Annotated in this window: 12 protein-coding genes and 1 pseudogene; 7 read left to right on the top strand and 6 right to left on the bottom strand. The window is 32.6% G+C overall.

The genetic code is table 11. The annotated features are described in order from the left end of the window. Both IDG64_RS13875 and IDG64_RS13870 read right to left on the bottom strand, forming a co-directional pair. Positions 1 to 2,090 (bottom strand): BglG family transcription antiterminator (locus IDG64_RS13875; RefSeq protein ID WP_206171340.1); only part of this gene is annotated, 2,090 nt, incomplete at its 3' end. A gap of 34 nt (positions 2,091 to 2,124) precedes the next feature. Continuing rightward, positions 2,125 to 3,663 carry a PTS mannitol transporter subunit IIBC gene (locus IDG64_RS13870; RefSeq protein ID WP_000083807.1) on the bottom strand — a complete coding sequence of 513 codons (1,539 nt, stop codon included), beginning with the start codon at positions 3,661 to 3,663 and terminating at the stop codon, positions 2,125 to 2,127. Between the two features lie 680 nt (positions 3,664 to 4,343). On the opposite strand from IDG64_RS13870, the gene glmS reads away from it, so the two are divergent. The 3 genes from glmS (at position 4,344) to IDG64_RS13855 (ending at position 8,088) form a co-directional block, all read left to right on the top strand. Next, positions 4,344 to 6,149 (top strand): glutamine--fructose-6-phosphate transaminase (isomerizing), encoded by a 1,806-nt coding sequence (glmS, locus tag IDG64_RS13865; protein ID WP_000334465.1) that lies wholly within the window; start codon positions 4,344 to 4,346, stop codon positions 6,147 to 6,149. Positions 6,150 to 6,380: 231 nt separating this feature from the next. Then, positions 6,381 to 7,163, top strand: coding sequence for an ABC transporter ATP-binding protein (locus tag IDG64_RS13860; RefSeq protein ID WP_000908179.1), 783 nt, complete (start codon positions 6,381 to 6,383; stop codon positions 7,161 to 7,163). A gap of 67 nt (positions 7,164 to 7,230) precedes the next feature. Then, on the top strand, positions 7,231 to 8,088 hold the full coding sequence (locus tag IDG64_RS13855; RefSeq protein ID WP_000370929.1) for an HAD family hydrolase: 858 nt from the start codon (positions 7,231 to 7,233) through the stop codon (positions 8,086 to 8,088). A gap of 657 nt (positions 8,089 to 8,745) precedes the next feature. On the opposite strand, the gene IDG64_RS13850 is transcribed toward IDG64_RS13855, so the two are convergent. Further along, the gene (locus tag IDG64_RS13850; protein WP_001792784.1) at positions 8,746 to 8,904 is read right to left on the bottom strand and encodes a hypothetical protein; all 159 of its coding nucleotides are present in this window, start codon (positions 8,902 to 8,904) and stop codon (positions 8,746 to 8,748) included. A gap of 420 nt (positions 8,905 to 9,324) precedes the next feature. Here IDG64_RS13850 and IDG64_RS15530 point away from each other — a divergent pair. Both IDG64_RS15530 and IDG64_RS13845 read left to right on the top strand, forming a co-directional pair. After that, a pseudogene (locus tag IDG64_RS15530) lies at positions 9,325 to 9,423 on the top strand (recombinase family protein); the annotation flags it as partial. Between the two features lie 160 nt (positions 9,424 to 9,583). Further along, complete coding sequence (locus IDG64_RS13845; RefSeq protein ID WP_001802298.1) at positions 9,584 to 9,688, top strand: hypothetical protein; 105 nt, start codon at positions 9,584 to 9,586, stop codon at positions 9,686 to 9,688. A gap of 499 nt (positions 9,689 to 10,187) precedes the next feature. Here IDG64_RS13845 and IDG64_RS13840 read toward each other — a convergent pair whose 3' ends face one another. The 3 genes from IDG64_RS13840 to czrA form a co-directional block, all read right to left on the bottom strand. Next, positions 10,188 to 11,279: a lytic regulatory protein gene (locus IDG64_RS13840; RefSeq protein WP_000495670.1), complete on the bottom strand. Its 1,092-nt coding sequence runs from the start codon at positions 11,277 to 11,279 to the stop codon at positions 10,188 to 10,190. Between the two features lie 265 nt (positions 11,280 to 11,544). After that, positions 11,545 to 12,525, bottom strand: a complete 981-nt coding sequence (gene czrB / locus IDG64_RS13835; RefSeq protein ID WP_000019744.1) for a CDF family zinc efflux transporter CzrB — start codon at positions 12,523 to 12,525, stop codon at positions 11,545 to 11,547. Position 12,526: 1 nt separating this feature from the next. Further along, complete coding sequence (gene czrA / locus IDG64_RS13830; RefSeq protein WP_000003759.1) at positions 12,527 to 12,847, bottom strand: Zn(II)-responsive metalloregulatory transcriptional repressor CzrA; 321 nt, start codon at positions 12,845 to 12,847, stop codon at positions 12,527 to 12,529. A 151-nt stretch (positions 12,848 to 12,998) separates the two neighbouring features. On the opposite strand from czrA, the gene IDG64_RS13825 reads away from it, so the two are divergent. Together IDG64_RS13825 and IDG64_RS13820 are read left to right on the top strand one after the other, a co-directional pair. Next, positions 12,999 to 13,664: an SDR family oxidoreductase gene (locus IDG64_RS13825; protein WP_001024094.1), complete on the top strand. Its 666-nt coding sequence runs from the start codon at positions 12,999 to 13,001 to the stop codon at positions 13,662 to 13,664. 434 nt (positions 13,665 to 14,098) lie between these two features. Beyond that, positions 14,099 to 15,037, top strand: a complete 939-nt coding sequence (locus IDG64_RS13820; protein WP_001127960.1) for a type I phosphomannose isomerase catalytic subunit — start codon at positions 14,099 to 14,101, stop codon at positions 15,035 to 15,037. Positions 15,038 to 15,093: the final 56 nt, after the last annotated feature.

Below are 15,093 nucleotides of genomic sequence, written 5' to 3'. Positions count from 1 at the left end.
AATAATGTTTCAAGTTCCTGTGGATTTTCCATAAAAGTATCAATAGATTCTAATTTCAAACTTAAAAATTCGGACAAGTCACTTACCAGTGATGCCATAAAATCATTGTCAGGAATAAACATGGAAATCATATATTTAATTGTTTGATTGTCATTTTGAATACTAGGCAATATTAACGGTTCTTCTAAAACTGTGATTAGAACCATAGGGTGTTTAATCATATTGTCTCTTAGGTGTGGTATCGCAACAGGATATGGACTTAATATCCATCCTGGATTGTCAATCAATCGTTGCTCTAGTAGTTCAGCGAATGACGTTGGATCGTTTATTACATCGCATTGATATAGATAATCTGCGATATATGTTTGCCACTGTTTAACTTCGGTACTAACTATTTTCACTGAATCAAGCAAAGTTAAACCCGAACGCATATGATGCATTAATTGTTCTGATTTTTCGTCACTTAAATGTTTCTCGAAAACTGAAGTTAAGTTTGAAGTTTGTTCATTTTCAAAAGATGTGTTGCCATCAATATCTTTCGTTTCAACATGAACATCATCCTTATCAATCATGTTTGATGATTTATCATGCATCTCTTGGAACGTAGACTTTGTATTTAAAAACTGTGCGACATAACTGATATCACTATCTGGTAATAATGGGTTTACCGTTAAATAGGAGGAGTCGATGTCTAAATTCACAGTAGAAATAATGCCATCATATTGACTTAAATCTAGTGACTTCAAATCGCTGACTGATGCTTGTGTAATACGCTCAATCTCACTAAAAACTTGCTCTAGACGAGTTGATAATAGACGACTAGTTCCCATACCACTGCTGCAAACGACTAATATGTTTAAAAATCGATTACCTTGGTTTTTAATCGAGCCACCAAAGTGTAAAATTATAAAAGCAATTTCACTCTCTGGAAAAATCAAATCAGGCCAACAATCATTTAAAGCTAATCTTACATTTTCAAATAGTCTTGGATATTTGAACTTAATCATGTCTGTTAACGGATTATAGGTCTCGATATTAGCTTGCAAACGATTGATTGCAGGATTAAGGTGTAGCGTCAGTCCATCTACTAAAGTATCCAAATCTGCAAATGTCATACCGGAAATCATTTCTACTTTGTTAACAAACGCTTTAATTTTGTTTTCTTCACAACGATTATTTAATGATGTATCATTAAGATTTTTTCGTTTAGCTCCACGTAAATGGATAGTAATGAAAGCAATTTCTGCCTGATTAAACGTGACGTCATATATTTGACCAAGTTTATCAGCAAGTTCGCTTGCTACTTTGTGTTCAAATGTGTTTTGTACAGAATCATAAATATCATCGTTTAATGCGACATACTCACCATTTTTTATACGTGAAATGGATAGCACGATATGGACAGTTAAAGTTAAATAACTTGATTCGGTAAGTTGGTAGGGTAAGGCACTTAGGTAGTCCATTAATAGTCTTTCAACATTAAAAATGCGCTCTAAGTCAACAAAGTCTTTGTGGATTTGATTTAATGAATGAAAGACAAAATGATTTTCAATTACTGAATAAACGCTAGTACTATTTAAGTTATTCACCATTAATTGACTTAAAAATTCACGTTTCTTTGATTCAGTACCTACCAAGTAAATGCCTTCGCCACGCTTTCGAGATAAAGATAGTTGGTACTTATTTAAATCAAGCTCTAAATCATCTAACATCTTTGCTAAAGTCTGGACAGAAACGCCAATTTCTTGCGCTAAACTATATTGTTTAACTGGCTCCTTGGCTTGTATCAAAGCGTATATAATAATTACTTTCTGCTCTTCAACAGATAAGTCAATGGTTTGATGTTGTGCAATCGATTGCTTCAAATCGTTTAAATCAGAATCTGTGCCAGCAATGCGTAGCCCTTTTTTGTTTGCGCGTTCTAAAGTTAATGAAAATGAAGTTAAATATGCTTCAACACCTTTTAATTCACGGTGAATAGTACGAGAGGACACCGCAAGTTGCTGAGCAATGTCGTGTATAGTGATATATTGACCGTGGTACTTAATCAATAGGGCTATCATTTCTTTTTCACGTGTACTCAATAACATGGCGGTATCCTCCATTTTTTAATTTATTTAATTATTATGCTTGATCATCTTTTTTTAGATTATTTAAAAGTTCTTCATATCTTGGTGAATTAAGGAAATTATCCACTGAAATATGGATGGCATTTGGTGTTTGTTTAATAGCACGATCAGTTAGTTTTTTCTGAGTGATAACTAATTGAGCATCTTTTGGCAATTGATTAATCGCAGTATTTGTAACTGTAATATCATTAATGCCCGCCTTTTTAAATTTATTACGTAACATGCTTGCACCCATTGCACTAGAACCCATACCCGCATCGCAGGCAAAAATAACATGATTTATATTATTGTAATTGTGTGCATCAACATCTTCAGTGTTGTAATTATCCAATAGCGCTTCAGGATCATCATCTGATGAAGATGTTTCACTAACATTACCACTAGCATTTTCTTCTGTATTAACATTTTTATCAGAAGATACTAACTTAGAAGCAACGCTTGATTTTTTCCCTTTAGTATTTTCCATTTGAGCTGTCGCAGCTTCTAAATCCTGCTTTGGTTCTCTAGTGAACTTCATAATTAAAGCAGCTACAACGAATGATACAAGTGCAGCAAGGAAGACACCGAGTAACATGTGCAAGAATTCACCTCTAGGTGCATTTAAACAGTAAACTATAAATGAACCTGGTGACGCGGGACTTTTAAATCCAAATCCTGTTGCTTGATAAGTTGCAACACCAGTCATTCCACCTAAAATAACAGCGATAAATAATAAAGGACGCATTAATACATATGGGAAATAAATTTCATGAATACCACCTAAGAAGTGGATAATTCCAGCACCATATGACGTTGCTTTTGCAGTGCCTTTTCCAAAAATCATATAAGCAAGTAAGATACCTAAACCTGGTCCAGGGTTAGATTCAATTGTGTATAAAATTGATTGACCAGCTTTTGCAGCTTGATCTGCACCAAGCGGTGTGAATACACCATGGTTAATCGCATTGTTTAAAAATACAATTTTTGCAGGCTCTACTAAAATACTTACAAGTGGAAGTAGGTGTGCATGTACTAATGCTTCAACTGCCACTGATAAAATATGCATAATAAATTTCATAAGTGGTGCTAAAATTTTAAATCCTGCAATCGTCATGATAAATCCTAAAATACCAGCAGAAAAGTTATTAAATAACATTTCAAAACCTTGCGGCGTTCTAGGTTGAATCAATTGGTCGGTCTTCTTCATTAACCAACCAACAAGTGGACCCATAATCATTGCACCAAGTAACATTGGTGTATCAGGTAATGCAACGATGACCCCCATAGTTGCTGTTGCTGCGATGATACCACCACGTAAATCATAAATTAAACGACCACCACTAAATGCGATCAATAATGGGATTAAATAAGTAATCATTGGTCCTGCTAAAGTAGCTAAATCTTTGTTAGGTAACCATCCATTATCTATAAAAATGGCCGCGATAAAACCCCAAGCGATGAAAGCGCCAATGTTTGGCATGATCATACTACTTAAGAATGATCCAAATGCTTGAACACGACGACCAATTCCTTTTTTCTCTTCAGTTTGTGACATGTTTACACCTCTTTTTTAATATATGTGACTATATATAGTGTATAGAGAGGTTACTTGTTACTCAATATAAACAAAAATCAACTTTGTCAAAATAAATGTGACAAAATTAAATAAAGTGTCATCAATGTGACAGTATAGATATTTTGAAAAAGTAAAACAAAAAAATTGTTTTAGGATTTTTAAAATTTTATTGTGAAAATATTTGCAAAACAAAACAACACCGTTGTACAATAATGATTAATGGAAAGGGGGAAAGTTCGGCAGTACAGTTAAAGCGCCTGTGCAAATAAATATTTGTATTTGAAGATTAAAGGTTAATATATGAGTGGCCTTTATAGAGTGCAATATATGTATTTGTAGACGAGGAGGATAGTGATCGAATAGATCGGCGGATGCTATCCCGGATGTGGCTCATTCGTTAGCTTATTAAGTAAAACATTAGGGTGACTTAATGGACAAAGTTAATAAGATCGCCAGAAATTGAATATAAAAAATATTAATATGGAAAGTACAGTGTGAGCAATTTGTATAGTTGTAAAAATAACTATGCTTAATTTGTTATGGATGAATGCGATGATAGCATGTTCCTATTTATATTATGAAAGCAGATTGTCAATCTAAATTATCGGCAATAAATCATAATTTACGCGTACTATTCCAATATGGAGGAAAATGTCGTTATGTGTGGAATTGTTGGTTATATTGGCTATGATAATGCCAAAGAATTATTATTAAAAGGTTTAGAAAAATTAGAATACAGAGGTTATGACTCTGCAGGTATCGCAGTAGTAAATGATGATAATACAACTGTATTTAAAGAAAAAGGTCGTATTGCAGAATTACGTAAAGTTGCTGATAGTAGCGATTTTGATGGACCTGTTGGAATCGGTCACACACGTTGGGCAACACACGGTGTACCGAATCATGAAAACTCTCATCCACATCAATCATCAAATGGCCGTTTTACTCTAGTTCATAACGGTGTTATTGAAAACTATGAAGAGTTAAAAGGTGAATACTTACAAGGTGTATCATTCATTTCAGAAACAGATACAGAAGTTATCGTTCAATTAGTTGAATACTTTTCAAATCAAGGACTTTCAACTGAAGAAGCATTTACAAAAGTTGTGTCATTATTACATGGTTCATATGCATTAGGTTTATTAGATGCTGAAGACAAAGACACAATCTATGTTGCTAAAAATAAATCACCATTATTATTAGGTGTTGGTGAAGGTTTCAATGTTATCGCATCAGACGCACTTGCAATGTTACAAGTGACAAGCGAATATAAAGAAATCCATGACCATGAAATCGTTATTGTTAAAAAAGATGAAGTTATTATTAAAGATGCAGATGGAAACGTTGTAGAACGTGATTCATATATTGCTGAAATTGATGCATCAGATGCTGAAAAAGGTGTTTATGCACACTACATGTTAAAAGAAATTCATGAACAACCAGCAGTAATGCGTCGTATTATTCAAGAATATCAAGATGCAGAAGGTAACTTGAAAATTGATCAAGACATCATCAATGATGTTAAAGAAGCAGACCGCATTTACGTTATTGCAGCAGGTACAAGCTACCATGCAGGTTTAGTAGGTAAAGAATTTTTAGAAAAATGGGCTGGCGTACCAACTGAAGTACACGTTGCATCAGAGTTTGTCTACAACATGCCATTATTATCTGAAAAACCATTGTTCGTTTATATTTCTCAATCAGGTGAAACTGCAGATAGCCGCGCCGTATTAGTTGAAACTAATAAATTAGGTCATAAATCATTAACAATCACTAATGTTGCAGGTTCAACTTTATCACGTGAAGCAGACCACACATTGTTATTACACGCGGGTCCTGAAATCGCAGTTGCATCTACAAAAGCATATACTGCACAAATTGCAGTATTATCAATCTTGTCTCAAATCGTTGCAAAAGAGCATGGTCGTGAAGCAGATATTGATTTATTGAGAGAATTAGCAAAAGTAACAACAGCAATAGAAGCAATTGTTGACGATGCACCAATTATGGAACAAATTGCTACAGATTTCTTAGAAACAACACGCAATGCATTCTTTATCGGACGTACTATTGACTATAACGTAAGTTTAGAAGGTGCGTTAAAACTTAAAGAAATTTCTTACATTCAAGCAGAAGGTTTTGCTGGTGGAGAACTTAAACATGGTACAATTGCCTTAATCGAAGAAGGTACACCAGTTGTAGGTTTAGCAACACAAGAGAAAGTTAATTTATCAATTCGTGGTAACGTTAAAGAGGTAGTAGCACGTGGTGCACATCCATGTATTATTTCTATGGAGGGTCTTGAAAAAGAAGGCGACACTTATGTCATTCCTCATGTACATGAATTGTTAACGCCATTAGTATCAGTGGTTGCATTACAATTAATTTCATACTATGCAGCATTACACAGAGATTTAGATGTTGATAAACCACGTAACCTTGCTAAATCAGTTACTGTGGAATAATTCACTTTTTTAGAATCAATCATGTATTAAAATTAAAGTATATGGCACCCTTTTAGATTAATCGACTAGAAGGGTGCTTTTTTAGGTCGACTTAGCTTTTACTTCATCTTAATTTGGCAGAAATGCGTAAAAATGAAGTGTTTTATTTATTTAAATAGTCTGACAATTAAGGGTGTTATGTTAATATGATTTTATGAGAAGTATGGAGTAGCAATAAAGGGGTGACCTCGCATGTTAATTCAATTAGATCAAATTGGGCGAATGAAGCAAGGAAAAACAATTTTAAAAAAGATTTCTTGGCAAATTGCTAAAGGTGATAAATGGATTCTATATGGTTTAAATGGTGCTGGTAAGACAACGCTATTAAATATATTAAATGCATATGAGCCTGCGACAACTGGCGGTGTTAATCTATTTGGTAAAATGCCAGGCAAGGTAGGGTATTCTGCAGAGACTGTACGACAACATATAGGTTTTGTATCTCATAGTTTACTGGAAAAGTTTCAAGAGGGTGAAAGAGTAATCGATGTGGTGATAAGCGGTGCTTTTAAATCAATTGGTGTTTATCAAGATATTGATGATGAGGTACGTAATGAAGCACATCAATTACTTAAATTAGTTGAAATGTTTGATAAAGCGAATCAATGTATAGGTTATTTATCTACCGGTGAAAAGCAACGTGTGATGATTGCACGAGCTTTAATGGGGCAACCCCAGGTTTTAATTTTAGATGAGCCAGCAGCTGGTTTAGACTTTATTGCTCGTGAGTCACTATTGAATATACTTGACTCATTGTCAGATTCATATCCAACGCTTGCGATGATTTATGTGACGCACTTTATTGAAGAAATTACTGGTAACTTTACTAAAATTTTGCTATTAAAAGATGGGGAAAGTGTACAACAAGGATTAATAGATGATATTTTGACATCTGAAAACATGTCACGATTTTTCCAGAAAAATGTAGCAGTTCAAAGATGGAATAATCGATTTTCTATGGCAATGTTAGAGTAAATATTTTGCAAATAATAAGTAATAATGACAAAATTTAATTAAGATAAAATGGACAGTGGAGGGCAATATGGATAACGTAAAAGCAATATTTTTGGACATGGATGGAACAATTTTACATGAAAATAATCAAGCATCAACGTATACGAAAGATGTCATTAATCAATTGAGAGAGAAAGGATATAAAGTATTTTTAGCAACAGGACGTTCGCATTCTGAAATACATCAACTTGTACCTCAAGATTTTGCGGTAAATGGCATCATTAGTTCAAATGGAACAATTGGAGAAGTAGATGGAGAAATTATCTTCAAGCATGGTTTATCATTGGCTCAAGTGCAACAAATTACTAATTTAGCTAAGCGCCAACAAATTTATTATGAGGTATTTCCTTTTGAAGGTAATAGAGTTTCTTTAAAAGAAGATGAAACATGGATGCGAGATATGATTCGTAGTCAAGATCCTATTAATGGCGTAAGTCATAGTGAATGGTCTTCAAGACAAGATGCGCTTGCTGGTAAGATAGATTGGGTAACTAAGTTTCCTGAAGGGGAATATTCAAAAATTTATCTATTCAGTTCTAATTTAGAAAAAATAACAACATTTAGAGATGAATTAAAGCAAAATCATGTGCAACTACAGATTAGTGTTTCAAATTCATCAAGATTTAATGCGGAAACAATGGCTTATCAAACTGATAAAGGTACAGGCATTAAAGAAATGATTGCACATTTTGGTATTCATCAAGAAGAAACGTTAGTTATTGGAGATAGCGACAATGATAGAGCAATGTTTGAATTTGGTCATTATACAGTTGCTATGAAAAATGCACGCCCTGAAATCCAAGCATTAACTTCAGATGTAACGGCATACACGAATGAAGAGGATGGCGCAGCAAAATATTTAGCAAAGCATTTTTTAGCTGATTAATAACATCGGCAGTTATTTATTATTTAATTTACAATAGTTGAAGAGTAATTTACAAAGGAGCAGTAAAGTTATTTTCTATTAGAAAATGTCTTACTGCTCCTTTGTATGCTAGTAATCCAGATACTAGTGTTATTTCTTCTTTTTGTCTTTCTTCTCCATATATGGAATGAAGAAAATCACAAATAGGGCACAGAGTATAGCTACAATTGAACCGTATGTCATATTAGCATCACCTTTTATATGGTTTATGCATTTAAGTATACTATAACAACTACCGTTATTTTAAGTAGGGGTGTATTTGCGTTAGAGCCCTAACAACTCCAAAATCGCATTTGTGATTTTGGGATAATCAAACATTTCATTCCATAAGTAAGATATGTTTCACTTTATATGAGTTTTTTACATTCACATTCTGTAGTGGTTGTAAGAAAATTTTTTCTTTCTCTTAGGCAGTAATAGGCAATTTACCTGTACTAGTATGAACTTAGTAGTTAAATCGTTCATTAAGATTAAAAAAACTTAGGAATCTCTTCCAAATGCAATTCGTCTTGGTAAGCATTAATTTCATCTAATATTTTTGTTATTGATTCAACTTTATCTTTTTCTAGGGAGGCCGGAAATACAAGGTTTTACTTGAAATTTAAAACCATCAGCGAATTATTTAAATCTACGATTTATTCGACCACTTGTACTTTCTTTTCTTGGCTTATACATGACTATTTTCAAGTTATCCGTTACAAGTTCATTATATACACCTTCTATTAGCTCAAACGATTGTGTTAATGAATTAAATAAGGCATCACTTGATTTACTCATTGTTATGCATGATTATAAAACGAGAATAATAAAGTAGTAGCACACCTATATATAGTGGAATCCTTTGATTATCTTTCGTTTTAAAGTTAATGCTTTCTTTCCAGTCAAACTGTGCTTGATGATCAGGTTTTGTCTCGAATCTTGTTGTATCTTTAGGCGACATCTATTGATAACATTTCATAATATAAGGAGTAAATTCATCATGTTTAAGTATATAAGCTCTAAATGTATAATATGCACAGGTTAATCCATGTTTTTCCTTCGAATATTGCCAAAGTATACGCTTATAGTAAAATTTTTGTTCACTAGTGTCTGAAAGTAATTTTTCGAGGATAGGATAATACTTATCAATAATAGACTGACGATTTCTCTTTCAAAGTTTTCATTTTTCAATGTCTATTTTGAAGGGAGCATATCAGCCGAAAAAGCGGGCGCCCCTCTTTACCAGAGAATAAAAAATGAGAAATTAAATTTTTATATGATGAACAAACGATAACAGGGGAAGAAATAGCTAGTTAGACAAGGGTATGTCACTCAACTGTTTATCGAGTTGATTAAGAAATGAAAAAACTTATACTATGAATTACTGTTTAAAAGTGTGCATGTTATAATATTTATTGAGCAAGTTGGATAGATGGTGGCTAATCTCTTAATAAAGGGGTGATGCCTATGGTTATAGTTGTTACTCCTAGAAAGGACTAGCATGTCTGATTTTGAAATGCTTATGGTTGTATTAACAATCATTGGTTTAGTATTGATTAGTACTCAAGACCATAAAAAATAACCTTCTATTCGCTTTGACCGGCATTTTTGAAGGCTATTTTTAAATAAAATATAAGGTCACCGTCTTTTTAACGGGCTCATTAGGGTAACATGTTTCCGAGTGTTGCCCTTTTTGTGTTTCAAGAGTTAATGATTTTCATCTTTTGCTTCTACTTACTACAAATATATTTTAACACATTTTTCTTATGAATTGTAGTTCTGAACATAATCAGAATTAATAAAACCAACTTTCCATACAGCAGAAAATACAATTAAAAGTATAGAATGTAATCACGAATTATATAAAAAGTATTGGAGACCTCTTCATATATAGATAATTCACTTAGTTATTTTAGAAAGAAGCCCCTAACAACTAAAGTTGAAAAATAGAGGAACACAGTTGGATGCTACGCATCAACTGCATAAGAGCCCCTAACAACTAAAGTTGAAAAGTAGGAGCGCCTGCGCTAAGCGCATGCATAAGAGCCCCTAACAACTAAAGTTGTAAGGGGCTCTAAAATTTATTTTGGTTGATTGTCTTCTGGTTTATCTGAAGTCATCGTTTTTGTTGTATTATCATTTAATGAATCTTGTGCTTTTTCTGTTTTTGTTTCAACAGATGTTGCCACTTTATCATTTTCTACTTTTGTATTTTTTGGTTCAGTTACAACTTTTTTATTCTTGTCAGCTGTTTTTACTTTATCTTTAGTAATTTTTTGACCACGTTTTAAGTAATATTGAACGATACCCATTAAAATGATTGCATGAATAACAACGAATAAAATAATTGTCATTACTGTATAAACTCTTATGATATTTTCTGCAACACTTTGAGAGAGTGATTGCGTATTAAATGAAATCAAGTAACCAACAGGTGTTTTAAATAAAATAATAATTAAGTTTAATAATAGTATTCCAATGAAAAATTTGAAAAATGTTTTTTGACCATTTTTCATTGCTTTAAATCCATTAGCTAAGTGTGTTTTTACTTTATCGTTAGTTGATTCAACGAAACTAGTCATAAAGTTGAAAATAGGTATTAACAATAACCAAGTAATAATTGCTTTAATCAATAAAACAACAATGATTATGATGCTTTGAGTTGTAATAGCAATACCAATCAGGTGTGTACTATCTGCATATGATGATTGTACTGAATTCATAATCATTTCTGATACTGGAGAAAATAATTTGTATAGTAATGATGTCAGAAGTGAAAGAACGATAATCATTGCTATAGATACAAGACCGATCAGAACGCTCTTTAAATAATTACCTTTTTTAAATGCAATAAATAAATCGGTAAATTTTACTTTTTCATGACTCATTGCTCGTTTCATAACATTTGTAATTCCGATAAAAATTTGAACTAAAACAAACAGTGAAACTACAGCTGCTATAAGTAATACAGCGATAACTTTTAAATATGCATCTACTGGTGGTTTTTGCCCAAATTGTGAATAAATTGCAATAGTTTGTGCATACTTAGCAAGCTGGAAATTAGCAAGTAAATATACAACTGCAATTACAGCAAATGCTATAAGTGCATATATCAATGTTATTAATAATTGTGGTTTAGCATTTTTAAATGCTGATTTAAAGTAAGTAAACAAAGTGGTGCCTCCTTTTCTTCATATAAATACAATAACAAAAAACACGTTATTTTCATATTAATATCTAATAAAAATTAATTAAAGTGACTAAAGTTAGAGAATTATAATAGTAAATTGTCAAAAATATGACTAATGTAAGAAATAATAGTTGAAAATTTGTTAATAAACATTGCATCATCAAAGACCAAACAAGTCGCCATAAAGACATAAAAAACCTACTGCCATTGAAAAGTTTAATCGATGCAATGGCAGTAGGTTAAAATTATTAATGTACATGCGCGTGATGATGAGCATGATGGTTATGTGAATGACTATGTGTTCCTGAACATATAATCGATTCATCATGTTTGTGATTAGGCGTTTCTAATTGAATAGTCATATGGTGAATATTTAAATGTAATAAATCATGCTCAATGTTTTCTAATAATAATTCACATTCTTTCATTGTCAATGTATGGTCTACAACAACATGACAACTCAATGCATTCATATCATTTGAAATTGTCCAAACATGGCAATCATGCACACTTTGTATTCGTGAATCCTTTTTAATAGTAGTTATAACTTCATCTATATCAACATCACTTGGTGTGCCTTCCATTAAAATGTTAATTGAAGATTTTGTGATACCCCAAGCACTTTTTAAAATAATAACGGAAACTAAAATACTTGCGATAGGATCGGCGATTGTCCATCCAAATGCCCAAATTAAAATAGCTGCAGTAATGGCGCCAACTGAACCTAATAAGTCTCCGATAACATGTAGAAAAGCACCACGCATATTTAAATTGTGTGAAGTGTCGCCGCCTTTAAACATAAAGAATGCAACAACGATATTGACAATTAAACCGATAATACTAATGATTAACATTTCTTTTGATTGAACTTCAGAAGGAACAAAGAAACGTTTAATCGCTTCAAAAACAATCAAAATACTTATTACAAAAAGCGTTACACCGTTAAATAACGCTGCGAGTACTTCGAAACGTTTATAACCAAATGTTTTTGTAGTTGTGGCATTCTTTTCAGCATAAATAAATGCGACAAGTGCAACACCTAATGAGAATGTGTCGCTAAACATATGGATACCGTCAGATAGTAATGCCAAGCTGTTAGCAAGGAGACCGCCGATGATTTCGATAAACATATATAGACCGATTATTAAAAACGATATAAACAATACTTTCTTATTATTTGTAGTTACATGACTATGCATATGGTCATGATGATGATGTGAATGAGACATATTATAACCCACTTTCTTTAGGATGATTCGCGTGATGTATGGCTTGCTTTAACATAGTTGCTACGTGGATGTCATCTAATGAATAAATCATTGATTGGCCTTGTCGTTTTGCTTTCACAAGATGCACACTTTTAAGTAATTTTAATTGGTGCGAGACATTTGATTGAGATAAATTCAATTGATGTGAAATGTGACCAACACTTGCTTCGCTGACTGATAACAATTCCATGATACGTATTCGATTGTAATCGCCTAATGCCTTGAAAATTTCAGTTACGCGTTCTAATGTATCTGTATTTATTTCTGAATATTGTTCTGACATTATATGACAATCCTTTCATATGAATATTTGTTCATATATTAATTTAATACGTTCCCAGTAGTATGTCAATTGATTTTTATAGTTGTAACAAGTTTTACATATCTCATAAAGTGGTATGGCATAGAGAATAATAAATAGGAGAGTGTTGTAAATGAATATTTTGGTTATAGGTGCTAATGGCGGTGTAGGTTCGTTACTAGTGCAACAATTAGCAAAAGAAAATGTACCATTTACTGCTGGTGTTAGGCAATCAGATCAACTTAATGCGTTAAAATCACAAGGTATGAAAGCAATTCTTGTTGATGTTGAAAATGATTCAATAGAGACTTTAACTGAGACGTTTAAACCATTCGATAAAGTTATCTTTTCAGTAGGTTCTGGAGGGAACACGGGTGCAGATAAAACAATTATTGTCGATTTAGATGGTGCTGTTAAATCAATGATTGCGAGTAAAGAGGCCAATATTAAACACTATGTCATGGTTTCAACATATGATTCGAGACGTCAGGCTTTTGATGATAGCGGTGATTTAAAGCCATATACAATAGCTAAACATTACGCTGATGACTATTTAAGACGTTCAGGTTTGAATTATACAATTTTACATCCAGGGGCACTTACAAATGCAGCAGGATCTGGAAAGATAGAAGCTGCACAATATTTTGATGGTAAAGGTGAAATTCCTAGAGAAGATGTTGCGACAGTATTAAAAGAAATTGTCACATCCAATCATTTTAATCACCAAGAGTTTCAAATTATTAGTGGTGATCAGGACATTAAAGATGCTTTAACTCAATTTGAAAATGAAACGGATTAATAAGGATAGTAAATATGATTTGAAGCGGGTTACTTTTTCGTAACTCGTTATTTTTTGAAAATGATGAATTATAAGTATGAATAAGTACGTATTGTCTATGCGTTTTACAAAGAATTTGAACAATGTATGGCACAACTATTAAAGTTGTTTATTAATTGGTATAATGGGCGAGTAAATTTAAAGGGAAATATGTACAAATGTAAGAGAGATATAATCTCTATGCTATAAATTTTTGAAAATGTTAAAGTACTGTAAATTTAAGTGAAGCGCTTTAATTGGCAGTACTGCAATGTTAGTAAATATGGTACAATCACTAATAGTTAATTTGAAATGTGGAAGTTAATAATACGATGTAAATGAGAACAAAATCAAAATATAATGGAACAACAACATCAGAGTTCTATTGCTTACTTAATCACAATGGAGGTGCAACAATGCCATTATTTTTACAACCAATTTTAAAAACAAAATTATGGGGCGGTCAACGTCTAAGTGAGTTTGGATATCAATTAGACAATGATACAACTGGGGAATGTTGGTGTGTGTCAGCACATCCAAATGGTACGAGCGAGATTATTAATGGACCATATCAAGGTCAAACATTAGACCGTATTTGGTCAGAACATCGTGAATTGTTTGGTGATTTCCCAAGCAAAGATTTTCCGCTTCTAACTAAAATAGTGGATGCAAGAGAATCACTTTCTATTCATGTGCACCCTGATAATTCTTATGCTTATGAGCATGAAAACGGGCAATATGGCAAATCTGAATGTTGGTATATTATAGATGCAGAAGAAGATGCAGAAATAGTTATAGGGACATTAGCAGAGTCTAGAGAAGAAGTTGCGAATCATGTTCAACACGGAACGATAGAGTCGATACTTAGATATATTAAAGTAAAACCTGGAGAATTCTATTTTATTCCAGCAGGAACAGTACATACTATTTCTTCAGGAATATTAGCATACGAAACGATGCAATCGTCAGACATTACATATAGACTTTATGATTTCAATCGTCAAGATAATCAATATAATGATAGACCGTTAAATATTGAAAAAGCTTTAGACGTTATTCAGTACAATGCACCATTACCTAATATTTTGCCTGAAAGCGAAATTATTGAAAACCATAAGTGTACACACATTGTATCGAATGATTTCTTTACATTGGTTAAATGGGAAATTTCTGGCACGTTAAATTATATGAAGCCTAGAGAGTTCTGTTTAGTTACAGTGTTGGAAGGCGAAGGGCAAATGATTGTCGATGGTGAAATTTTCAAACTGACTACTGGTACAAACTTTATTTTGACTTCTGAAGATTTGGATAGTGTCTTTGAAGGCGATTTCACATTGATGATTAGCTATGTGTAATAGTGTAATAACAATTTAGGAGTGAATGATTTGAAGCAATTTCTATATATTGCGTT

The organism is Staphylococcus sp. EG-SA-15 (assembly GCF_017151895.1).
GTDB classification, from domain to species: Bacteria; Bacillota; Bacilli; order Staphylococcales; family Staphylococcaceae; genus Staphylococcus; species Staphylococcus aureus.
This window is presented reverse-complemented; position numbering and strand designations above follow the sequence as displayed.